The organism is Janthinobacterium sp. SUN206 (genome assembly GCF_030587305.1).
Taxonomy (GTDB): domain Bacteria; phylum Pseudomonadota; class Gammaproteobacteria; order Burkholderiales; family Burkholderiaceae_D; genus Janthinobacterium; species Janthinobacterium kumbetense.
This window is the reverse complement of record NZ_JAPWIB010000003.1, coordinates 357993-379649: the sequence shown is the minus strand read 5'-3', so window position 1 is coordinate 379649 and position 21657 is coordinate 357993. Positions and strand designations below refer to the sequence as shown.

General features: G+C 61.1%; 26 protein-coding genes and 1 tRNA gene. 16 read left to right on the top strand and 11 right to left on the bottom strand.

Going from position 1 to position 21657, the window contains the following annotated elements:
* Positions 1–40: 40 nt before the first annotated feature.
* The gene (gene gpmA / locus O3300_RS18695; protein WP_176381555.1) at positions 41–787 is read right to left on the bottom strand and encodes a 2,3-diphosphoglycerate-dependent phosphoglycerate mutase; all 747 of its coding nucleotides are present in this window, start codon (positions 785–787) and stop codon (positions 41–43) included.
* Between the two features lie 106 nt (positions 788–893).
* Here gpmA and O3300_RS18690 point away from each other — a divergent pair, with 106 nt between their 5' ends.
* The 5 genes from O3300_RS18690 to O3300_RS18670 all read left to right on the top strand — a co-directional run bounded on the left by O3300_RS18690 (position 894) and on the right by O3300_RS18670 (position 3894).
* Positions 894–1310: a rhodanese-like domain-containing protein gene (locus tag O3300_RS18690; RefSeq protein ID WP_289899574.1), complete on the top strand. Its 417-nt coding sequence runs from the start codon at positions 894–896 to the stop codon at positions 1308–1310.
* Between the two features lie 25 nt (positions 1311–1335).
* On the top strand, positions 1336–1602 hold the full coding sequence (gene grxC, locus O3300_RS18685; protein ID WP_070220900.1) for a glutaredoxin 3: 267 nt from the start codon (positions 1336–1338) through the stop codon (positions 1600–1602).
* A 160-nt stretch (positions 1603–1762) separates the two neighbouring features.
* Positions 1763–2239 carry a protein-export chaperone SecB gene (gene secB, locus O3300_RS18680; RefSeq protein ID WP_077398684.1) on the top strand — a complete coding sequence of 159 codons (477 nt, stop codon included), beginning with the start codon at positions 1763–1765 and terminating at the stop codon, positions 2237–2239.
* A gap of 84 nt (positions 2240–2323) precedes the next feature.
* Positions 2324–2785, top strand: a complete 462-nt coding sequence (locus tag O3300_RS18675) for an SH3 domain-containing protein (RefSeq protein WP_099665810.1) — start codon at positions 2324–2326, stop codon at positions 2783–2785.
* A gap of 68 nt (positions 2786–2853) precedes the next feature.
* Positions 2854–3894, top strand: coding sequence for an NAD(P)H-dependent glycerol-3-phosphate dehydrogenase (locus O3300_RS18670; protein ID WP_289918530.1), 1041 nt, complete (start codon positions 2854–2856; stop codon positions 3892–3894).
* A gap of 14 nt (positions 3895–3908) precedes the next feature.
* On the opposite strand, the gene O3300_RS18665 is transcribed toward O3300_RS18670, so the two are convergent.
* From O3300_RS18665 to mscL, 4 genes are read right to left on the bottom strand one after another with little or no spacing between them, the layout of a single operon-like run.
* Complete coding sequence (locus tag O3300_RS18665) at positions 3909–4253, bottom strand: cupin domain-containing protein (protein ID WP_289899575.1); 345 nt, start codon at positions 4251–4253, stop codon at positions 3909–3911.
* 15 nt (positions 4254–4268) lie between these two features.
* Positions 4269–4961: a DUF2461 domain-containing protein gene (locus tag O3300_RS18660; protein WP_230540257.1), complete on the bottom strand. Its 693-nt coding sequence runs from the start codon at positions 4959–4961 to the stop codon at positions 4269–4271.
* A 21-nt stretch (positions 4962–4982) separates the two neighbouring features.
* A complete protein-coding gene (locus O3300_RS18655) occupies positions 4983–6143 on the bottom strand; it encodes a Do family serine endopeptidase (RefSeq protein ID WP_305053783.1) in 1161 nt (386 codons plus the stop codon).
* A 39-nt stretch (positions 6144–6182) separates the two neighbouring features.
* The gene (gene mscL / locus O3300_RS18650; protein ID WP_046681989.1) at positions 6183–6632 is read right to left on the bottom strand and encodes a large conductance mechanosensitive channel protein MscL; all 450 of its coding nucleotides are present in this window, start codon (positions 6630–6632) and stop codon (positions 6183–6185) included.
* Between the two features lie 414 nt (positions 6633–7046).
* On the opposite strand from mscL, the gene petA reads away from it, so the two are divergent.
* The 9 genes from petA to O3300_RS18605 all read left to right on the top strand — a co-directional run bounded on the left by petA (position 7047) and on the right by O3300_RS18605 (position 13760).
* On the top strand, positions 7047–7655 hold the full coding sequence (gene petA / locus O3300_RS18645; RefSeq protein ID WP_034783594.1) for a ubiquinol-cytochrome c reductase iron-sulfur subunit: 609 nt from the start codon (positions 7047–7049) through the stop codon (positions 7653–7655).
* A 2-nt stretch (positions 7656–7657) separates the two neighbouring features.
* Complete coding sequence (locus tag O3300_RS18640; RefSeq protein ID WP_099668284.1) at positions 7658–9070, top strand: cytochrome bc complex cytochrome b subunit; 1413 nt, start codon at positions 7658–7660, stop codon at positions 9068–9070.
* Positions 9071–9106: 36 nt separating this feature from the next.
* A complete protein-coding gene (locus tag O3300_RS18635; RefSeq protein WP_251349459.1) occupies positions 9107–9871 on the top strand; it encodes a cytochrome c1 in 765 nt (254 codons plus the stop codon).
* Positions 9872–9991: 120 nt separating this feature from the next.
* Positions 9992–10603 carry a glutathione S-transferase N-terminal domain-containing protein gene (locus O3300_RS18630; RefSeq protein WP_010394154.1) on the top strand — a complete coding sequence of 204 codons (612 nt, stop codon included), beginning with the start codon at positions 9992–9994 and terminating at the stop codon, positions 10601–10603.
* A 225-nt stretch (positions 10604–10828) separates the two neighbouring features.
* Complete coding sequence (locus tag O3300_RS18625; RefSeq protein ID WP_099665815.1) at positions 10829–11341, top strand: ClpXP protease specificity-enhancing factor; 513 nt, start codon at positions 10829–10831, stop codon at positions 11339–11341.
* A gap of 26 nt (positions 11342–11367) precedes the next feature.
* A tRNA-Thr gene (locus O3300_RS18620) sits at positions 11368–11443 on the top strand.
* Between the two features lie 300 nt (positions 11444–11743).
* Positions 11744–12445, top strand: a complete 702-nt coding sequence (locus O3300_RS18615; RefSeq protein WP_305053782.1) for a DUF5343 domain-containing protein — start codon at positions 11744–11746, stop codon at positions 12443–12445.
* A 1-nt stretch (position 12446) separates the two neighbouring features.
* Positions 12447–12971 carry a DUF4145 domain-containing protein gene (locus O3300_RS18610; RefSeq protein WP_305053781.1) on the top strand — a complete coding sequence of 175 codons (525 nt, stop codon included), beginning with the start codon at positions 12447–12449 and terminating at the stop codon, positions 12969–12971.
* 582 nt (positions 12972–13553) lie between these two features.
* The gene (locus tag O3300_RS18605; RefSeq protein ID WP_071325761.1) at positions 13554–13760 is read left to right on the top strand and encodes a dodecin; all 207 of its coding nucleotides are present in this window, start codon (positions 13554–13556) and stop codon (positions 13758–13760) included.
* Between the two features lie 40 nt (positions 13761–13800).
* On the opposite strand, the gene O3300_RS18600 is transcribed toward O3300_RS18605, so the two are convergent.
* Positions 13801–14112: a hypothetical protein gene (locus tag O3300_RS18600; RefSeq protein ID WP_077398664.1), complete on the bottom strand. Its 312-nt coding sequence runs from the start codon at positions 14110–14112 to the stop codon at positions 13801–13803.
* A 162-nt stretch (positions 14113–14274) separates the two neighbouring features.
* On the opposite strand from O3300_RS18600, the gene O3300_RS18595 reads away from it, so the two are divergent.
* Both O3300_RS18595 and O3300_RS18590 read left to right on the top strand, forming a co-directional pair.
* Positions 14275–14649: a hypothetical protein gene (locus tag O3300_RS18595; RefSeq protein ID WP_099665817.1), complete on the top strand. Its 375-nt coding sequence runs from the start codon at positions 14275–14277 to the stop codon at positions 14647–14649.
* Between the two features lie 211 nt (positions 14650–14860).
* Entirely contained in the window at positions 14861–15850 is a 990-nt protein-coding gene (locus tag O3300_RS18590; protein ID WP_305053780.1) for a PEP-CTERM sorting domain-containing protein, read from the top strand.
* A 69-nt stretch (positions 15851–15919) separates the two neighbouring features.
* Here the strand turns inward: O3300_RS18590 and O3300_RS18585 are convergent, their stop codons facing one another.
* From O3300_RS18585 to O3300_RS18565, 5 genes are all read right to left on the bottom strand, one after another.
* Positions 15920–16996 (bottom strand): tetratricopeptide repeat protein, encoded by a 1077-nt coding sequence (locus O3300_RS18585; protein ID WP_305053779.1) that lies wholly within the window; start codon positions 16994–16996, stop codon positions 15920–15922.
* Positions 16997–17007: 11 nt separating this feature from the next.
* Positions 17008–17946: a type II secretion system F family protein gene (locus O3300_RS18580; protein ID WP_251349463.1), complete on the bottom strand. Its 939-nt coding sequence runs from the start codon at positions 17944–17946 to the stop codon at positions 17008–17010.
* A 119-nt stretch (positions 17947–18065) separates the two neighbouring features.
* Positions 18066–19043: a type II secretion system F family protein gene (locus O3300_RS18575; RefSeq protein ID WP_099665821.1), complete on the bottom strand. Its 978-nt coding sequence runs from the start codon at positions 19041–19043 to the stop codon at positions 18066–18068.
* 10 nt (positions 19044–19053) lie between these two features.
* Positions 19054–20400, bottom strand: coding sequence for a CpaF family protein (locus tag O3300_RS18570; RefSeq protein ID WP_099668285.1), 1347 nt, complete (start codon positions 20398–20400; stop codon positions 19054–19056).
* Between the two features lie 50 nt (positions 20401–20450).
* Positions 20451–21620: an AAA family ATPase gene (locus O3300_RS18565; protein WP_099665822.1), complete on the bottom strand. Its 1170-nt coding sequence runs from the start codon at positions 21618–21620 to the stop codon at positions 20451–20453.
* Between the last annotated feature and the right edge of the window lie 37 nt (positions 21621–21657).

Sequence of the window (21657 nt, the reverse complement as noted above, 5' to 3'; positions counted from 1 at the left end):
AGAGGGGGCGATGGCTGTGCCGCGGAAGAAAGACGACAAGTTACTTGGCCTTCCCTTGGTTCGCCACGGCAGCTTGCGCTGCCGCAATCGCTGCCGGGTCGCCCAGGTAGTAATGACGGATCGGTTTCAGGTCGGCGTCCAGTTCATACACGAGCGGCTGGCCGTTCGGGATGTTCAGGCCGACGATGTCGCTGTCGCTGATGCCGTCGAGCATCTTGATCAGCGCGCGCAAGCTGTTGCCGTGGGCCGAAATGATGATTTTCTTGCCGGCGCGGATGGCCGGAGCGATTTCCTCGTCCCAGGCCGGCATCACGCGCGCCACGGTGTCTTTCAGGCATTCGGTCAGGGGAATCGACGCTTGCGGCAAGCCGGCGTAGCGCGGATCGTTGAACGAGGCGCGGTCATCGTTCGCTTCCAGCGGCGGCGGCGGGGTGTCGTAGCTGCGGCGCCATACCAATACTTGCTCGTCGCCATACTTGGCGGCTGTCTCGCCCTTGTCCAGGCCTTGCAGGGCGCCGTAGTGGCGCTCGTTCAAGCGCCAGTCGTTCTTGATCGGCAAATACATCATGTCCATCTCGTCGAGCGCCAGCCACAGGGTGCGGATGGCGCGCTTCAGGACGGAAGTGTAGGCCACGTCGAACGTAAAACCTTCCTGCTTGAGGATCTGGCCGGCGGCCTTGGCTTCGTTGACGCCCTTTTCCGTCAGATCGACGTCGGTCCAGCCGGTGAAGCGGTTATCGAGGTTCCAGGTGGACTCGCCGTGACGCATGAAAACGATTTTGTACATAGTTCTATCTTCTCAAGGGGTTCAAATCAAAAAAGCAAAACGTAAAAAGACCTCGTCCAGCTTCTATTTTATAATGCGCGGATTGACTTAAACCATTGGACCCTACGTGAAATTCATTATCGACCACATTTTTCTGTTTGCCATCGTCATTATTTCCGGCGGCGCCCTCCTCTGGCCACTGCTGTCGATGCGCGGCAAGCGCGCGACCGTGCTGGAAGTCACGCAACTGATCAACCGTGGCAAGACTGTCATCGTCGACGTGCGCAGCGCGGAAGAATTCGCCACGGGCCACTTGCCTGACGCAAAAAATATTCCGCTGCCGGAACTGACAAAACGCCTGGGCGAGCTGGAAAAATTCAAAACGCGCCCCATTGTAGTGGTTTGCCAGAAAGGTTCGCGTTCGGCAACCGCCGTCGGCCTGCTGGGCAAAGCCGGTTTCGCTGAGGCAACGAGCCTGGAAGGCGGCCTCGACGAATGGAAAAAGCAAGGTTTGCCATTGAAAACCTTGTCGCTGGCGAAATAAGCCGGCCTTAACTGAAGGAATCATCATGACCGTACCCGTTATTGTTTACAGCACCGCCGTGTGCCCGTATTGCGTGCGCGCCGAGCGCCTGTTGGAAGCCAAGGGCGTCGCCGTGCAAAAGATCCGCGTCGACCTCGACCCGGAAGAGCGCATCAAGATGATGGAACGCACGGGCCGCCGCACGGTGCCGCAGATCTATGTGGGCGATACCCACGTGGGCGGATTCGACGATTTGTATGCGCTCGATCAAGCTGGCAAGCTGGACCCCTTGTTAAATGGCACGGCAGCCTGATATAAAGCGGGTTCGAGAAATTGCTTGGTTTTTTGTCGTATTGTTTTGATACAATTGCCCTCGCACCTGATCTGGCCGCGCCTATCCGGCGCGGTTTGAATACCGCAAGCACCATATTTGAACGGTGTGCCGTTCTTGTCCTTTACAACGAAAGCGTTCCATGTCTGACGAAAATCTGCAACCAGTCTTCCAAATCCAACGCGTCTACCTGAAAGACATGTCGCTGGAACAACCAAATTCCCCAGCTATTTTCCTGGAACAAGAAGCACCAGCCATCGAAGTGGCACTGGACGTGGGCGCTGCGCCTCTGGCCGACGGCATCTTCGAAGCCACCGTGACCATCACCGTCACCGCCAAAGTCGGCGAAAAAGTCGCTTTCCTGGTTGAAGGCAAGCAAGCCGGTATCTTCGAAGCACGCAACATTCCTGCTGATCAACTCGATCCACTGCTGGGAATCGGCTGCCCGAACATCATCTACCCTTACCTGCGCGCCAACATCGCCGACGTGATCACCCGTGCCGGCTTCCCGCCAGTGCACCTGGCCGAGATCAACTTCGAAGTGTTCTACCAACAACGTCTGCAAGCTATTGCTGACGCCGCAGCAGCTGCCCCGGCAGCCGACGCGACGACGCACTAAGCTTCAGGCAAGACCCCGCCAGCCGTCAAGGCTGGCCTGACACGGCGGCCTGGCCGCCGTGTTTCGTTAAGGTTCAAAAATATCATGTTGAAAAGTGCGCTCTTGAGCAAGTTCCGCTGGATGGCCGGCGCCGTGCTGCTGCTGGCGACCGCCGCCAGCCACGCCGTCGATTTCAAAACGGTGGGCGCGGCTCCCGTGATCCTGTACGACGCGCCATCCGCCAAGGGCGGCAAGCTGTACGTGGCACCACGCGGCATGCCGCTGGAAATCGTGCTCAGCTACGGCGAATGGGTCAAGGTACGCGACGCCAGCGGCGAAATGGCCTGGACGGAAGCCAAGGGCCTGTCCGCCAAGCGCAACGTCGTGGCGCGCGCCGCGAACCTCAAGGTTCGCGCCAGCCCCGACGACACCGCCTCCCCCATCATCCTCGTCGACAAGGGCGTGCTGCTGGAAATGAGCGAGCAACCGAGCTCCAACTGGGTCAAGGTGCGCCACAAGGATGGCCAAAGCGGCTACGTCAAGACCAGCGAAGTGTGGGGCCTGTAAGCACCGCCAGATTCATCCGGGCAGCGGCCAGCCGCGCCGCGCCCCTCCCCCTGCCAGACTGAGGTCGCATGCAAGTTTCTCCCGATACATCTCCCGCCGCCACGGCGCTCCCCCGCAAGATCACCATCCTCGGCGCCGGCGCCTGGGGCACGGCCGTGGCCATGGCCCTGGCCGGCCGCCACGACGTGCTGCTGTGGGGCCGCAACGGCGACGCCATGGCCGCCATGGCCGCCAGCGGCGAAAACAGCTATCTGCCCGGCTTCCCCTTGCCGCCGCAACTGCGCATCAGCGCCGATTTCGACGCCGCCGTCGCGCATGCCGGTGGCGAACACGGCATCCTGATCGCCGCCTGCCCCGTGGCGGGCTTGCGGCCCATGCTGCAGCAATTGAAAGACAAGGCCATCGGCAACCTGGTGTGGCTGTGCAAAGGCTTTGAAGGCGGCACGGGCTTGTTGCCGCACCAGATCGTGCAGGAAGTGCTGGGCGACAATATCCCCGGCGGCGCCCTGTCCGGCCCCTCGTTCGCGCAGGAAGTGGCGCGCGGCTTGCCGTGCGCGCTGACCATCGCCTCGCACAGCGCGGCCTTGCGCGGCGCCGTCGTCTCGGCCTTGCATGGCGGCACCATCCGCGTGTATGCGAGCGACGACCTGGTGGGCGTGGAAGTGGGCGGCGCCGTCAAGAATGTGCTGGCGATCGCCACCGGCGTGGCCGACGGCCTGGGCCTGGGCTTGAATGCGCGCGCCGCGCTGATCACGCGTGGCCTGGCGGAAATCACGCGCCTGGGCACAGCCCTGGGTGGACAGACGGAAACGTTCATGGGCTTGACGGGCATGGGCGACCTGATTCTGACGTGCACGGGCGACCTGTCGCGCAACCGCCGCGTCGGCCTGGGTCTGGCGCAAGGCAAGGCGCTGGACACCATCGTGGCCGAGCTGGGTCATGTGGCCGAAGGCGTGCCGTGCGCCAAGGCCGTGCGCGAACTGGCGCGTCGCATGGGCGTCGAGATGCCGATCACCAACGCGGTGGCCGGCGTGCTGTTCGATGGCGATTTACCGCACGTGATGGTGCAGCAGCTGCTGTCGCGCGATCCGCGCGCCGAAGCGGCTTGAGCGCCAGAAAAAACCTAACGTCCCGCCTTGTGCATGAGTATGGTCAGTAATAACAGGCTGTCTTCGCGCGCTTCCAGGGCGTGCGCCTGGCCGCCGAGCAGGTACAACATCTGCCCCGGCCCCAGCAGGTGCACGCCGCCATGCGCCGTCACCGCCACCTGCCCTTGCAGGCACAGCAAGGTGATTTCGCCGAGCACATGATGCTCGGGCATGGTCTTGCCCTTGGGCATGCACATGCGGATCAGTTCCAGCTCATCCGTCTTGGCCAGCGCGATGGCGGAAAACTGCGACAGGTCGTCGCCGTCCCTGCGCAGCACCTCGATCACCTGTCCTGAACTTGCGTGTTCCAGTGCCATCATGTGCTCCTTCCGCAATTACTCGGTGACTTCCTCCGGCTCTTTCGCGCCGCGCATCCACTCGACCAGCGGCCACGCATCCTTCAAGCCTTCCGCCAGGGTCGGCAGCAGTTTCTCGGGGGCGTTCACGGGCAGCGGTATTTCGGTCCAGACAAAAAAGCTCTTCAGCTTGATGAATTCGATATGTTCGGCGTCCGCCTCGAAACCCTTGGGCGGGCGCTGCAGCTTGCCCTCGTTCTGGATGGTGCCGAAACGGGCCTTCAAGCGCTTATTTTTCAACACTTTGGAAAACCCTGGCGCGTCGTTGACCATGTGTTCGCGCAGCGCCTTCAGGCGGCCTGGCGGCGGCATGTATTCGCCGGCGCCGAACAGCAAGTTGCCCTGGCCATCGATCTGCAGGTAATACGTGGGACCGCCCGCCTTGCTGGGACGGCGCATGTCGTTCGGCGCGATGGCGGCCGAAAAGCGCGTCTTATACGGGCTTTTATCGTGGGCGAAACGCACGTCGCGGTTGATGCGGAACAAGGCCTTCTTCGGATTGCAGTACTTCACGGCCGGGTCGAACTTGCCGAGTTCAGCAATAAGTGACGTCACCAGCGCGAGAAATTCCTCGCGCAGGATGTCGTAGCGGGGCTTGTTCATGACAAACCAGGGACGGTTGTTGTTGTCGCTCAGTTCACGTAAAAATTGGGTCAAGTCACGCACATGCATGTGTCAAATTCCGATCAGCAACTATTTGGAAAGCTCTTTCGGGAGGGGGCGCTTGCCCACCATCACGTCGAGCGCCGCTTCGCGATTCTTGCGCAGCACCGTCATTTTAGCTTTTCCGCCGGGCGGCAGTTGGGCGATCAGGTTCAGCATTTCCGTCGTGTCGCCGACGGGCTTGCCTTCCACCGTCAGCAGGATGTCGCCGGGCACGATGCCCGCCTTGTCGGCCGGGCCGTTGCGCACCACGCCGGCGATGATGGCGCCGCTGCTGCGCTGCAAGTTGAAGCTTTGCGCCAGCTCGGGCGTGATGTCCTGCGTTTCCACGCCGATCCAGCCGCGCACCACATGGCCATCCTTGATGATGGCCTCCATCACGGTTTTCGCCGTCGAGACGGGAATGGCGAAGCCGATGCCGACGGAGCCGCCGCTTTGCGAGTAAATCGCCGTATTGATGCCGATCAAGTTGCCGCGCGTATCGACCAGGGCGCCGCCCGAATTGCCGAAGTTGATGGCCGCATCCGTCTGGATGAAATTTTCAAAGCTGTTGATGTGCAGGTTGTTGCGGCCCAGGGCGGAGATGATGCCCATGGTCACCGTCTGGCCCACGCCGAACGGATTGCCGATGGCCAGCACCACGTCGCCCACGCGCGCCAGTTCCGACTGGCCCAGCACGATGACAGGCAGCTTGTCGAGGTTGATCTTGATCACGGCCAGGTCCGTTTCCGGGTCCAGGCCCACCACCTTGGCGGGCGCCTTGCGGCCATCCGTGAGCACCACTTCGATTTCGTCGGCGCCTTCGACCACGTGGTTGTTGGTCAGCACATAGCCTTCATGGCTGACGATGACGCCCGAACCGAGGCTGTTTTTCAAGTCGTCGTCATCCTCGCCGTCCGGGTCGCGGTCGCCGAAGAAACGTTTGAAGAAGGGATCGCGCGCCAGCGGATGGGCGCCGCGCTTGGGTACTTGCAGGGTGAGGATGTTGACGACGGCGGGCATGGCGCGCGCCGCCGCGTCGCGGTAGGAACCGGGCGCCAGACTGCTGGACGCCGTTTCCACCACGGGCACCGGCTTGGAGGGAGAACCCAGTTGCTGTACCCGGCTGGCCGGGCGCAGCGCGCCGTACACAAAGTACAGCGCCAACGCGATCGTCACGGTTTGCGCAAACAATAACCAGAATCGTCGCATAACACTCCACCCAGGTCAGCCGGCCGGTGCCGGAACGACTTATTTTGCCAGATCGTTGCTATTCTGTCCGTTCTTCTGCAGGGAGTCGCGGATTTCACGCAGCAGCACGATGTCTTCCGGCGTGGCCGGTGCCGGCGCCGGCGCGACTGGTTCGCTGCGGCGGGCCTTGTTCATCAGGCGCACCATCTGGAAGATGATGAAGGCCAGAATGACGAAATTGAGCAAAATGGTGAGGAAATTGCCGTAGGCCAGCACGGCGCCCGCCTTTTTCGCTTCCACCAGGGTCAGGGTCGTCGCCTGGCCATTCAGGGGCAGGTAGTAATTGGCGAAATCGAGGCCGCCGAAAATGCGGCCGATAGGCGGCATGATCACGTCTTGCACCAGGGAATCGACAATCTTGCCGAAGGCACCACCGATAATGACACCGACCGCCAGATCGACGACGTTACCCTTCATTGCAAATTCTTTAAATTCTTGCATCATTGCCATGAAATTTCTCCTTCGGATATGTATAAAAAACATGCCGATCATACTATTGATTCCCGGGCACACCAACTTGTGGTTGCCGGCGAGACCAATTCCGGCACAGCCGCGCGCATCTAGTTCGAAAGAACTAGCCACCTCCTGCAAAAGTATATAAATTATGGTACAAGCAACGTTTTTGTTTTATTCGTTGTTTGCTTCACTTATAATTTGCGGTTGCCAGAAGCGGCTTTTTCGCTTCCGGATAATCAACAAGAAACTGGCATGGGCTGCGCCATAGTCCGAAGTTCCGCAGGGATGTTGCCACTTTACCGTACAAAGATGCGGGTTGCGGCAATCAGTGGAAAAGAACTTCGGCGACGGGTTTTTCGCGGCTGCCACTCATAATAAAGATTCGCATTTTGACTGATTGGGGTTTGCATGAGTAACGAAAAGCAGGTCGATTCAGGCCGTCGCGGCTTGCTCGTCGCCACGTGCGCGGCGGGCAGTGTAGTTGGATTGGCAACCGCGGGAGCCTTGGTAAGCACCTTCCAGCCGTCGGAGCGCGCGAAAGCGGCTGGCGCGCCGGTCGAAGTAGACATCACCACCTTGCAACCCGGCGAAATGCGCACCGTCGAATGGCGCGGCAAGCCGGTCTGGATCCTGAAGCGCACGCCGGAAATGATCGCGTCGCTCAAGCAAACCGATGGCAAGGTCGCCGATGCCAATTCCCAACGCAATCCCGCCGAATTCACGCCCGAATACTGCATGAACGAGGCGCGTTCCATCAAGCCTGAAATTCTCGTCGCCGTCGGCATCTGCACCCACCTGGGCTGCTCCCCTTCCTCGAAATTTACCCCCGGCCCGCAACCGTCGCTGCCCGATGACTGGGAAGGCGGCTTCCTGTGCCCTTGCCACGGCTCCACCTTCGACATGGCTGGCCGCGTGTTCAAGAACAAGCCGGCGCCGGACAACCTGCAAGTGCCGCGCCATATGTACCTGAGCGACACCAAATTGCTGATAGGTAAAGACGAGAAAGGCGAGGCTTGATCATGGCTGCTTTCAAAGAAACGAAATTCCCGGCAGACGCTCCCGTCGCCGAAAAAGCGCTGGGCTGGGTCGATGACCGCTTTCCCCTGACCAAGCTGTGGAACGATCAATGGGGCAAGTACTACGCCCCGAAAAACTTCAACTTCTGGTACATCTTCGGTTCGCTGGCCATGCTGGTGCTGGTACTGCAGATCGTCACCGGCATCTTCCTGACCATGCACTACAAACCGGATGCGGCCCTGGCCTTCAATTCCGTCGAGTACATCATGCGCGAAGTGCCGTGGGGCTGGCTGGTGCGCTACATGCACTCGACGGGTGCCTCGGCCTTCTTCATCATCGTCTATCTGCACATGACGCGCGGCCTGCTGTACGGCTCGTACCGCAAGCCACGTGAACTGATCTGGCTGTTCGGTTTCGCCATCTTCCTGTGCCTGATGGCCGAAGCGTTCTTCGGCTACCTGTTGCCATGGGGCCAGATGTCGTACTGGGGCGCACAAGTGATCGTCAACCTGTTTGGCGCCATCCCGCTGATCGGCCCTGACCTGTCGCTGTGGATCCGCGGCGACTACGTCGTTTCCGACGCGACCCTGAACCGCTTCTTCGCCTTCCACGTGATCGCCATCCCGCTGGTACTGCTGGGCCTGGTTGCAGCGCACTTGATCGCCCTGCACGAAGTCGGTTCGAGCAATCCGGACGGCATCGAAGTGAAGGAAAACCTGGGCGCCGACGGCCACCCGGTCGATTCGATTCCTTCGCATCCGTACTACACCGTGCACGATTTGTTCGGCGTCTCGATCTTCCTCGTCATTTTCAGCGCCGTCGTCTTCTTCGCGCCGGAAATGGGCGGTTATTTCCTGGAATACAACAATTTCCTGCCGGGCGATTCGCTGAAGACCCCGCTGCACATCGCGCCAACCTGGTACTTCACGCCGTTCTATTCGGTGCTGCGCGCCACCACGGCCGACTTCATGTACGTGCTGATGGGTGTCGTGGCCGCCTACGTGGTGTTCATCTGGCTCAAGTCGCGCCTGTCGACGACGGTCAAGTCTGCCATCGCCGGCATCGCCATCGTCGCCATCATCGGCATGCTGCCGCAGGTGCTGGACGCGAAATTCTGGGGCGTGGTGTTCTTCGGCGGTTCCGTCGTGATCCTGGCCTTCCTGCCATGGCTCGACCATTCCCCGGTGAAATCGATCCGCTACCGTCCGAACTGGCACAAATATGTGTACGCCATCTTCGGCCTGTCGTTCCTGATCCTCGGCTACCTCGGGACCCAGGCGCCAACGGATACGAAGACCATCGTGTCGCAAGTGTGCACCCTGATTTACTTCAGCTTCTTCCTGTTGATGCCATGGTGGAGTGCAATGGGCAAGTTCAAGACCGTGCCGTCGCGTGTGACGTTTCACCCGCACTAAGCCGCTCTCACGCCACGCTCAAAGGACATACATCATATGAAGATTGCAAAAAAACTGCTCGCCATCCTGGCCCTCGTGCCCGCCATGGCTCTCGCCAGCGAAGGCGGCTTTCCGCTGGACAAGGCTCCTGACCGCCAGACCAACATGGCAGCGCTGCAACACGGCGCCAAATTGTTCGTCAATTATTGTCTGAATTGCCACGCCGCCGTGTCGATGCGCTACAACCGCCTGCGCGACCTGGGCTTGACAGAAGACCAGATCAAGCAGAATCTGTTGTTCTCCGGCGATAAAGTCGGCGACTTGATGACGACGAGCCTGGCACCGCAGGACGCCAAGGCCTTCTTTGGCGTCGTACCGCCGGATTTGTCGGTAATTTCGCGCGCGAAATCATCTTCCGCTGGCACAGGCGGCGACTACCTGTATACTTACCTGCGTACGTTCTATAAAGACGACACTCGTCCGACCGGCTGGAACAACATGGTCGTGCCGAATGTTGCCATGCCGCATGTATTATGGGAATTGCAAGGTGTCCAGTCTGCCAAGTTCGTGGAAGAGAATGATCCGCACGAAGCTGGCAAGAAGATCCACAAATTTGCCGGCTTCGAGCAGGTCAAGCCAGGTACGTTGAACAAGATCGAGTATGACAATGCGGTAGCCGACCTGGTCGGCTACATGGAGTGGATGGCCGAACCGGCACAGCAGACACGCAAGCGCCTGGGCGTGTGGGTGCTGCTGTTCCTGTCGGTCTTTGCTCTGCTGGCATGGCGCCTTAACGCGTCGTTCTGGAAGGAAGTCAAATAAGTGAGGCGCCGGCCATAGGCCGGTTTATGCCTGTTTCTGCGTTGTCCGCATGAGTGGACAAGCGACCTGGGGTGAGCCGTTCGCGGCTTCACCCCCTTTGTTTCTAAGGAACTATAAAAAATGATGGTTCTCTATTCGGGTACAACCTGCCCATTTTCGCAACGCTGCCGCCTGGTCCTGTTTGAAAAAGGCATGGACTTCGAAGTGCGCGACGTCGACCTGTTCAACAAACCGGAAGACATTTCGACCATGAATCCGTATGGCCAGGTGCCTATCCTGGTCGAACGCGAACTGATCCTGTATGAATCGAACATCATCAACGAGTACATCGATGAGCGCTTCCCGCATCCGCAACTGATGCCGGCCGATCCGCTGATGCGCGCCCGCGCGCGCCTGATGCTGTTCAATTTCGAAAAAGAACTGTTCGTGCACGTGCACGTGCTGGAAAGCGAACGCGCCAAGAGCAACGACAAGGCCCACGACAAGGCACGCGCGGAAATCCGCGACCGCCTGACGACCCTGGCGCCGCTGTTCCTGAAAAACAAGTACATGCTGGGCGACGAATTCTCGATGCTCGATGTGGCTGTCGCGCCGCTGCTGTGGCGCCTGGACCACTACGGCATCGAACTGTCGAAGACGGCCGCACCGCTGATGAAATACGCCGAACGCATCTTCTCGCGTCCTGCGTACATCGAAGCGCTGACGCCATCCGAAAAAGTGATGCGTCGCTAAAAGATATCCCCATAAAGCTACTGCGCAGCCCGCTCTTGACCTGGCGTTACTCGCCGTACTTCAGTACGGCTGCGTTACTGAGGCCAATATCGGGCTTGCTCGCTACGCTTTCTGGGGCATCTTGGGCCATGTGTTAAAGTTGCTTTTTGCGCTGTCCCAGTCTTTTGAACTACCGGTGCGCCCGCCTCATGCTGACGGGGGCGCTCCCGCCTCACCGTGCCTACCATGTCTGAAATCTCAACCAAACCTTATATGCTGCGCGCCATCTACGAGTGGTGCACCGACAGCGGCTACACGCCTTATCTCGCGGTCAAAGTCGATTCGCGCACCACGGTACCGATGGAATACGTGAAAAAGGGCGAAATCGTGCTCAACATCAGCTTCGGCGCCACCAGCGGCCTGAAGATGGACAACGACGCCATCCGCTTCCACGCCCGCTTTGGCGGCGTCTCGCGTGAAATCTACGTGCCGGTCGACAACGTGATGGCCATCTACGCCAACGAAAACGGCCAGGGCATGGCTTTCGAGCCCGTGCTGGGCAACGATGACCCGGACGCGCAACCGACGGACAGCCCGGCCTCCGCCGACGTCCCGCCACCCGTGCTCGCCCCCGCCGCCAGCGGTCCCACCCTGTCGTCCGTGCCGACCAGCTCCCCCGAACAACGCGACAGCGCCACGCCCGGCGACGACGAGCCACCAAAAAAAGGCGGCCGCCCGACCCTGACACGCATTAAATAGCGTATAATTCGCAACGCGCAGTTTTTGCCGACTTAGCTCATTTGGTAGAGCAGTTGATTTGTAATCATCAGGTGGCCAGTTCGAAACCGGCAGTCGGCACCAAGACATCCAGCAAAAAGCCCAGCCTTTCAGGTTGGGCTTTTTGCTTTCTGGGCCATAAGCTACTCTTTGGGCTAACGTTATGCAATAGGCGTGTATGTGGTTGCCCATGCCAAAAGCTGCTGCATATCCGATAGATGTATTTGATGTATTTCGGTAGCAAAACATTAGGTGGTGATCTAACGTGAATTCACGTATCCTTATTGTAACTATCTTTACATCCCGTAGAATTGATCGCTCTAACATTTGAGCTAAGCGAACAGTGACTACTGTTAATACATACTGGACGAGGTGATATTCCGCATGGCTACTGTCGTGAGTTACCCAAAAATCAGCCGCAACACGTGGTCGAAACTTCGTGTCAGATTTAAAAAATCTATTCCCGCTGTCGTCACGCCAGCTTTCGTAAGTTCGATCGTAACAATGGCTGATGCATCGGCAGTGTCGAATGTCATTAAGCCGCTTCAAGTACTTGGCTTGCTTGATGATCAGCGGAAGCCGACTGATCTAGCGTCGCAATGGCGTCATGATGACGAGTATCCTACGGTCTGTAAAACGATACGCGAACGCATCTATCCCCAAGACTTGCTCGATACTTATCCCGGTGGCGAAGCTGTGGATAAGCCCGGAATTATTAGATGGTTCATGAAATCGGCAGGTGTCGGTGATGCCGCCGCAAAAATGTTTGCTGATACTTATTCCATACTTGCTCAGGCAGATGCGGCTCAGCTTGAAGAGATGGCAGCAAATTCGACCTCAACCAAGAAACGCGGCTCCACTAGTCAAGCTGCGCGCAAGTCGACAACCGCACAAGCAAAAGAATCAGTTCCCACATCGCTTAATATTTCCCCAGCACCTACCCCGCCAATACATCATAAGCCGTTAGGTAAGTTTCCTGCAGTACATATAGATGTTCAAGTGCATATATCACCTGAGACATCGGCTGAGCAGATTGATAGGATTTTTGAGAGCATGGCGAAGCATCTCGGTAACTTCACTGGCTGACATGAAACCAAGCGATGCAATTCGAAGTTCAATGCAAGTAGCGCTTGAACTGAAGAGGACAATTGACGAGAACATTAAGCCACCTTCCGCGATTGCAGCATCTCGGGACGAACCCGTCATTTATATGGCTCTCGTGAACGGTACCCGTGGATACATTGAACGGGTAGCGCACCAAGCAAACGGTTGCTATGCCCAAGGCTGGTACGATGCTAGCGCAGTTATGCTAAGAAGACTTCTAGAGACACTTATTATTGAATGCTACGAGGCGCATAAAATAGCGGATCGGATCAAAGACAGCACGGGAAACTATTTTTTCCTAAGGGACTTGGTGGACCACCTGCTGGCGGAACCTGCTTGGACCTTAGGGCGAAACGTCAAAACTGTTTTACCTAAGCTTAAAGAACTGGGTGATAAGAGCGCTCACAGTAGGCGCTTCAATGCTCATAGGGAAGATTTGGATAAGGTATTGGATGCTCTACGAGATACTGTACAGGAACTTGTGAGTCTAGCTCAGTTGCGGCGCTAACCTTCGATGTCATGCAGTAAAAAACAGATCATGCATGCACGAACGCAATGTTACTTTCGATCCAGCATTCCCTTCATCACACACTTCGAAGCGCTCTCCAGTTGCAAGAGCCTTTTAAGAACGCATCAGTGAAAAACTGATTGCCCACCATATTTCACCAGATGATCAGCTACTCAGAAGGCTCACCGGATAGCATGCGGATAGACAGAGAAATTAATTAAATAGCTCTAAGCCATTGATTGTTATTTATTCCAGTCGAAAGCCAAGTCAACAAAGATTTGTAATCATCAGGTGGCCAGTTCGAAACCGGCAGTCGGCACCAGAATTCAGCAGTAAATCAAAGGGTTACCCGCTTCGGCTGGTAGCCCTTTTTTCTTTTCCCACGCCCGCGGAATTCGGCTGGTAGCCCTTTTTTCTTTTCCCACGCCCGCGGAAGCCATCCGGAACACTGGCACGCATCGTCATCCAGGTTGACGCATTGCTGCACCGCGCCATGACGTCCGGCACATTTAGGCGCAAGATGAGCACGTGCTTGCGCAAAGCAGGCTCCCGATGTCTGGCTTGCCTACCTGGGGAAATATCATGTCCGCACACACTTACAAGCTGATCGAGCTGGTCGGCACGTCGACCGAGAGCAGCGATCAGGCGATACGCGATGCCATTGCCAAGGCGGCGCTGACGGTCAAGCACATGGACTGGTATGAAGTGACCGATTCGCGCGGCCATATCGTCGATGGCAAGGTGGCGCACTTCCAGGTCACGCTCAAGGTCGGCTTCCGGCTCGAATAAAGGGATCGAGTAAAGGGATCGAGTAAAGCAAGCGGCGCGCTCAGCGCCGCCCGGCCGCTCCCCGGCTTTCCAGCCATTCCCGGCCGCCGGCCTCCAGCGCGGTCTCGATGACCTTGTCCGGCAGGCTGTAGACGGTCGCCCAGCTGGCCCGGCCATCCTGCGTGTTGGCGGGAAAACTGTGCGTCTCGATGGGCCAGTGGTATTTGCGTTTGAGCGCCTTGACGATGGCGGCCAGCGAGACGCGGCCTTGCAGTGGTTCGGCGCCGGACTGGTCGCGGTTCGACAGCAGCACGGCCAGGACCTGGCCGCGGCCCGTGCGCGCGCCGGGGAAGGTGGGGGTTTTGTTTGCCATGGTCTATTTTACCGGGCAATGATCGGACGAGAGGCGATGTGCCGCACCTTTGATCCGGCGCAAGCGCCGCAGCGGCTTTGCGTCCACGATGGGCATTTCGCCAGGCGTGCCGGCGCCCCTCCGGCAGCCTGGGCCTATCATCATGGGGCACAGGAGCCTATCATGCACAGCCTGAACATCCACGCCATGCAATGGCAACCCGTCGCCGATATTTCCGCCGTCAATCCGCTGCTGCCCGACGATCTCGCCTGCTTTCGCGAACTGCGCGACGTGCTGCAACGCTACGGCGCGCTCGACCGCTTCGGCATTTCCCTGATCCACCGCCATTTCGACATCGCCGACGACGAAGAGCTGATGGAGTACACGGATGCGGAAGCACGCATCTTGACGGTCAAACCTGTCAAGAAAAGCGACATCGACTGGAACCACACGACGATTACCAACTGGAAATTGACGGAAGGCGAGGAAGTGGCGCGCATCGGTTGCGGCTGCGCACGCAATTCGGGCGGCCACCTGGGCTATCACCGGGGTACCTGAGGCTGGCCGACGGCGCCCGCCAAGCGGCGTCGGCCTTTCTTACACTTCACTTCATCCAGCTCAGTCCGCTTTGCGCAAGCACTTGATTCCGTGTGATATTTTTGTGTGGCACGCAAGCTGCTTATCCCTGTCTACGAGATGAATCCAGGCAAGTCATTCTGGATTCTTTGTCCCCCGGATTTTCCGAGACTGACCACGACAAGAGGCTGCGATGAACGTTGATCACACACGAAGCAAGATTCTGGGCTGGCTGGGCGCACTGGCGGCGGCGAGCCTGCTGGCCAGCGGCCAGGCGCAGGCCGGCGCGTACGGCCTGGCCGTCAATGAGTTGAACAATTTCCGCATCACCACCAGCGCCGGCGCGCTGTCGCTGGCCGGCGCCAACCGCAATGCCAGCGACAGCGCTTTTTTTGAAGGCGGCGTGGCCGTCAATCCGCGCGCCGTCAATACGGGCCCGGCCGCCAACGCCGACGTGCCGCAAGTGTGCTCGGGCGGCGGCTGCAGCGGCTTGCCGCAAAACCACTACGCCCCCAGCCCCAGTTCCACCCTGGAATTTGCCCGCGGCGATGCGCATGCCTTCGGCAACATGCTCAATGGCGGCGCCAGCGTGAGCGCCGTGGCGGAAGCCCAGCGCAACACGATCGGCGCCGCCACGGCCACGGCCGGCGACACGCTGACCGGCTCCGTCAACCTGACCCTGTCGAGCGCCGGCTTCATCACCTTCAGCTTCATGGGACGGCGCGACCTGCGCACCAGCGTGACGACCATGGGCGACAAGTCGAACGTGTCGATCATGGATATCTTCAATATCTCGTGCAACAGTTCCAGCCCCGCCGGCTGCCTGTCGCACGCGAATGCCGATGGCGTGATCTTCCAGTTCGCGCCCGATGGCGATGCCAATAATGGCAGCGACATCAATGGCAACCATGGTGCCGGCAGCCTCGACCCGTTCAGCCTGAACATGACGGCCGGCACCAACGACCCCGCCACGGGGCGCGCCTTCACGAATGGCTTCGCGATGTTTTCCCTGACCTCGAATTTCGCCCTGCCGGCCGGCAGCTATACCTTGAATTTTTCCAAGTCCACGCGCACCGATATCGTCGTCATCGATCCGCCGCTTGCGGTACCGGAGCCGGGCACGCTGTTCCTGCTGGGCATGGGCTTGGCGGCCCTGGCTTTTACGCGGCGCCGCCAGCCGTAATCATCCACAGCATGAAAAACACGCGGCGCCTCATGGGCGCCGCGTGTTTTTTGCATCAGTCGAGGCGTTTTAACCGAGCCGCGCCAGCGCCTGGCGCGCCAGCTGCAGTTGCTGCAGATAATAGCGGTGCAGCATGGCCGGATCGCTCAAGTCGCGCCCCAGTACCAGGCGCAGCTCGCTGGCGGGGCAGTCGCCTGCCCGGGTTTCTACTGGGGTTTGCACCTGCGTCCCCAACTGGCGGGCCAGCTGGCGTGCCGCCTGCTCCTGCGCGGGCCGGTACTCGACGCGCGTGCGCGCCACCTGGAAGCCGGTTTCATTGGCCAGGCGCACCACTTGCACGGGAGCGCCGGCCAGGCTGCGCGCCAGGGCGGCGGCCAGGCCGGGCACGCCGTTGCCATTCACAATTTCCAGGCGCGGACGGGGCGCGGCAGCGGCCGGCATGGACCGCTCGGCCGTGACAGCGGGCACGCTGCGCGCGGCGGCCGGCACGCGCTGCAAGCGGGCCATGCCGTCGCCTTGCGTGATCTCGATGCGCGCCATGGCGGGCGCATCCGGCAGCGGCGCGGCCACGGGCACGCCCGGCGGCGGCGCCGCGTTGCGCAAGACAGCCATGTCGCTCCGTAAATCATGTTCCTGCAGGCTCTGCGCCTGGCGCCGCATGACGGCCGCGCGCGCGTGCTGTCCCAGACGTTCGAGCACTTGCGCCAGGTGCTGCCAGGCCAGCGCATTGAGCGGATCGAGCAGACACGCCTGTTCCAGCGCAGTCAACGCTTGCGCATCGCGCCCGCGCAAATAGTAGGCGCGACCGAGATTGCTGAACAGATACGCCTGTTGCGGCTGCGGCGCACCGGCTTCCTGCGTCAGGGCCAGCCACTGGGCGATCGCCGCGTCGTGCTCGCCCCGCTGCGCGTGCAGCACGGCCAGGCCGTTGCGCGCATTCACATGGCGCGGCGCGGCGCGCAAGGCTTGCGCATAGGCCGCTTGCGCGGCCGACAAGTCGCCCCGCTCGAAATGCTGGCGCCCCGCCGCATAGGCGGTATCGGCGTCCGGCCACTGCGGCAACGGCGCGTGGGCCGGCGGCGTGGTACAGGCGGCCAAGCCCAGGCAGGCAGAGGCGGTGGCCAGGCGGGAAATCGTCAAGCGCATGGTAGCTCCTTTCAGCGGTTGGCCATGGCCGGCACGAGCACGCGATAGACTTCGATCACGGCCGGCCCCATGAGCACCAGCATGAGGGTGGGAAAGACGCAAAAGATCAGCGGGAACAGCAGTTTCAAGGCGATCTTCGCGGCAGCCTCCTCGGCCAGCAGGCTGCGCTTACCGCGCAGGTTTTCCGAGTGCACGCGCAGCGAATCGCCCATGCTGGTGCCGAAGCGTTCCGACTGGATCAGCATGGCGACGAGGGTGTCGACATCTTCCACGCCGCTGCGCAAGGCCAGGTTGCGCAGCGCCTTTTCCTTGGAAAAGCCGGCGCGCATTTCCATCAGCACCAGTTGCAATTCCTGCGCCAGCACCACGCTTTTGATGTGGATTTCGCCCGACACCTTCACCAGCGCGCGCTCCAGGCTCAGGCCCGCTTCCACGCACACGGTCAGCAAGTCGAGCGCATCGGGGATGTTTTCAAAGATGTCGCGCTGGCGCCGCTTGGCCGTGCTGGCCAGCACCAGGTTGGGCAGGTAATAGCCGACGGTGGCGCTGACGCACAGCAGCAGCAATAGCACGCTGCGCAGCTGCGCCGCCATGGCGCTGGCCGCATACAGCCCCAGTACGGTGGGAAACAGCAGGGCCAGCACGGTCTTTGCCGCAAAGTACAGGGCCGGCGCGCTGGCCTGGCGCCAGCCCGCGTTCATGAAGCGCGTGCGCAGCGGCGAGCGCTCCCAGCCCTCTTCCGGCAGCGACAGCTTGCTGAACGGCTGCGCCACGCGCGCCACGCGCTCCACCCAGCCCGTGTCGGCCACCGCCTCGCTGGCGGCCGGCGCCATGGCACCGAACAGGCGCTGGCGCAAGGCGCCGGGAAAGAAGATCAGCCACGCCAGCAGGGCCAGCGCCACCACCACGGCGAAGACGATCAACAGGAACAGCAGTTGCGGGCCAGTCATGGCATTTCCTCCGATTGATCGACTGACAAAACGTTCAGGGCTAGGCGTGTCGCCGAAGGCAGTACGACAGTACGACAAGGCGATGCAACAACGCCATGGACTTTTTTTCAGGCGATCTCTTAGATGCGGATGCGGATGACGTTGCGCATCCAGACGACGCCCAGCGCCACCATGCCGGCCGCGTACCACAGCAGCTTGATGCCGCTGGGATCCGTCCACAGCAGGCTGATGTATTGCGGGTTGACCAGCGCCATCACGCCGATCATCACCACCGGCATCAGCCCCAGCACCCAGGCCGACATGCGCCCCTCGGCCGACAGCACGCGCACCTGCCCCAGCAGCTTCAGACGGGCGCGGATGATGCGCGCGATGCTGACCAGCACTTCGGCCAGATTGCCGCCCGATTCGCGCTGCACCAGCACGGCGATGACGAGGTAGCGCAAGTCCGTCAGCGGAATGCGCGCGGCCAGATTTTGCAGCGCCTCGTTCATCGGCACGCCGTAATTGATCTCTTCGTGCGCCATCTTGAATTCGCCGCTGATCGGCTCATTGAGTTCATCGCCCACCATCTGCAGCACATTCGAAAACGAGTGCCCGGCGCGCAGCGCGCGGGCCAGGAAATCGGCCGCTTCCGGCAATTGCGCCTCGATCTTTTTCAGCCGCGCCGCGCGCGCGCGCAGCACGACCATGCACGGCCCGCCGCCCGCCACGCCCAGCAGCAGCAAGGCGCCCGGCAGCGGCATGGGCCAGATGGCCAGCCACAGCAGTGCCAGCAGCAGCAAGCCGCCCGCGCCGCCCAGGAACTGCGCCACCGACCAGGACAAGCCCGATTGCAGCAGCAGGTGGTCGAGCTTTGCCGCCTGCGGCAGGCGCCGCAGCCAGCGCTCCAGGCCAGGCGAACGCGCATAGCGGCGCTGCTTGAGGATGGAAACCCGCTCGCCGCCGGCCTCGCCGCGCGCCGCCATCAGCCGCAAGCGCCGGTTGATGCGCCGCGCCGCGCTGCCGTGCGTGCCCGCCCACCACAGCCAGGCGCCTTCCACCATCAGGATGCAGGCGGCGAACAGCAGCACGGCAAAGCCGTAGAACACCAGGTCCATGATGCTTCCTTTATTCGTAGATGCGGTCCGGATCGAATACCGTATCGGGCACGGGCGCGCCGAACATGCGCAAGCGCTCCGTGAAACGGGGCCGCACGCCGGTGGCGCAAAAGTGGCCCAGCACCTTGCCTGCGGCATCGACACCCGTCTGCTCGAAGCGGAAGATTTCATGCATGGCGATGATGTCGCCCTCCATGCCCGTCACTTCCTGCAGGCTGACCAGCTTGCGCGCGCCGTCCGTCAGGCGCGACACCTGCATCACCACCGTCACGGCCGAACAGATCTGCTGGCGCGTGGCGCGCGGCGTCAGGTTCACGCTGGCCATGCCGACCATGTTTTCCAGCCGCGCCAGCGCATCCCTGGCCGTATTCGAGTGAATGGTCGCCAGCGACCCTTCATGGCCCGTGTTCATCGCCTGCAGCATGTCGAGCGCCTCGGCGCCGCGCACCTCGCCCAGGATGATGCGGTCGGGCCGCATGCGCAGCGCATTGCGCACCAGCGCGCGCTGGCTCACTTCTCCCTTGCCCTCGATATTCGGCGGGCGCGTTTCCAGGCGCACCACGTGCGGCTGGCGCAGCGCCAGTTCGGCCGCATCCTCGATGGTGACGATGCGCTCGCTGCCGGGAATGAAGCCGGACAGCACGTTGAGCAGGGTCGTCTTGCCGCTGCCCGTGCCGCCCGAGATCAGGATGTTGACCTTGGCCTGCCCCAGCGCCTGCAGCACCTGCACCATGGGCGGCGTCAGGCTTTTGTAGTCGAGCAGATTGGCGATGCTCAAAGGCTGCACGGCAAAGCGCCGGATCGACAGGATCGGGCCATCGACGGCCAGCGGCGGAATGATGGCGTTCACACGCGAGCCGTCCGGCAGGCGCGCGTCGACCATCGGGCTCGATTCGTCGACCCGCCGTCCCACGCGCGAGACGATCTTTTCGATGATCTTCATCAGGTGCGCATTGTCGTGGAAGGTCACGTCCGTCAGCTGCAGCCGCCCGCCCCGCTCCACATACACCTTGTCGCAGGTGTTGACGAGGATATCGGACACGCTGGCATCGGCCAGCAACGGTTCCAGCGGGCCGAAGCCCAGCATCTCGTGCTGGATGTCGAGCACCAGGCTATGCCGCTCGTGCTGATTCAGGACGATGCGCTCTTCCTCGATCACGCGCTGCACCAGCAGCGCCAGCTCGTGCTTGAACTGCTCGGCCGTCAGGCGTTTCAGGCGTTCCAGGTCGATACGGTCGAGTATCGTCTGGTGCATGGTCTTTTTCAGTTCCTGGTAGGCGTGCAGCGCCAGCGCCCCTTGTCCATTCGTGGCGGGGCGCACCGTTTCATTCGCCGCCAGGCGTTCGCGTAAAGTCATCTCGGCTCCCATGATGGCTCCCGGCGGGAGCCTTGACATCCATCCCCGTCCTAAGCCTCGCTGCGGCTGAACAGGCGGTCGAACAGGCCGCGGCTTTCCGTCACGCGGCGCGCCGTCACCAGTTCCACCAGTTCGGCCAGGCTGCGCGCCACGGCGCTGGTGCGCGACAGCTGCAGCAGCGGAATGCCCTGGTTGACGGAATCGGTGGCGGCGATGTAATCGTTGGGCACCGTGTGCACCACTTCCGCGCCCAGCGCCTGCTCCAGGTCCGCCAGGCGCAGGCGCCCGCCCTTTTCATAGCGGTTGACGATCAGGCGCAAGCGCTCGCCCGGATAGCCGAGCGAGCGGAAGATATCGAGCAGGCGGCGCCCGTCGCGGATGTCGGGCAAGGCCAGCTGCAGCACCGGATAGATGGCGTCGGCGTTGTCGAGCGCGCGCAGCGACAGCGCATCGATCTGGCGTCCCACGTCGAGCACGATGTAATCGTAGTGCTGGCGCGCCACGGCCAGGATGCGGTCCATGTGCTCGGGCTGCATGTCGACCTTGTGCGCCGGGTCGTCGGCCGCCGCCAGCACGCCGAAGTTCGGCGTGATGTGCACCAGGCACGAGGCGAGAAAGGCGCCGTCCATGCGCGCGATCTGCGCGCAGATGTCGGACAGGGTCATGGCCGGCTTCTGGTCCGAGACATACAGAGTGGCGTCGCCGAACTGGCCGTGCAAGTCGATCAGCAGCACCTTGCAGCCGGCCAGGCTGGCCAGCGCGTAGGAAAAATTCGTCGACAGGAAGGTGGCGCCGCTGCCGCCCTTGCACGAGATGAAGGCGAGCACTTTACCGTCGCGCATCTGCGTCACGCCGGCCTGGATATCGACCCGGTCCATCGCTTCGTGGAAGGCCTTGTGCACCAGCGGCAGCTGCAGCACTTCGCGCATGCCGGCGCGCATGGCGCGAATCAGCACATCCTGCTGCTGGCCGCGCGTGAGCAGCATCAGCACGGCCAGCGGATACTGGCGCGCCAGGCGCTCGAGCAGGTCGGCTTCGTCGGCATCGATGCCGCTGGCGTCGACGATCACCAGCTCGGGCGCTTCGGGCAGCATGCGCTCGACGGCGTCGCGCAAGCCGCTGCGCCGGTCCAGCAGCCGCAGCACGGGCATGCGGGCCGCGCCTTGCGCCGCGATTTCATCGTGCAGGCCGGCGTCGCGGGTAATCATCAAGGCTTTCATCACCCCTCCTTCATTCAAGGCACTACATTCGGCTGCG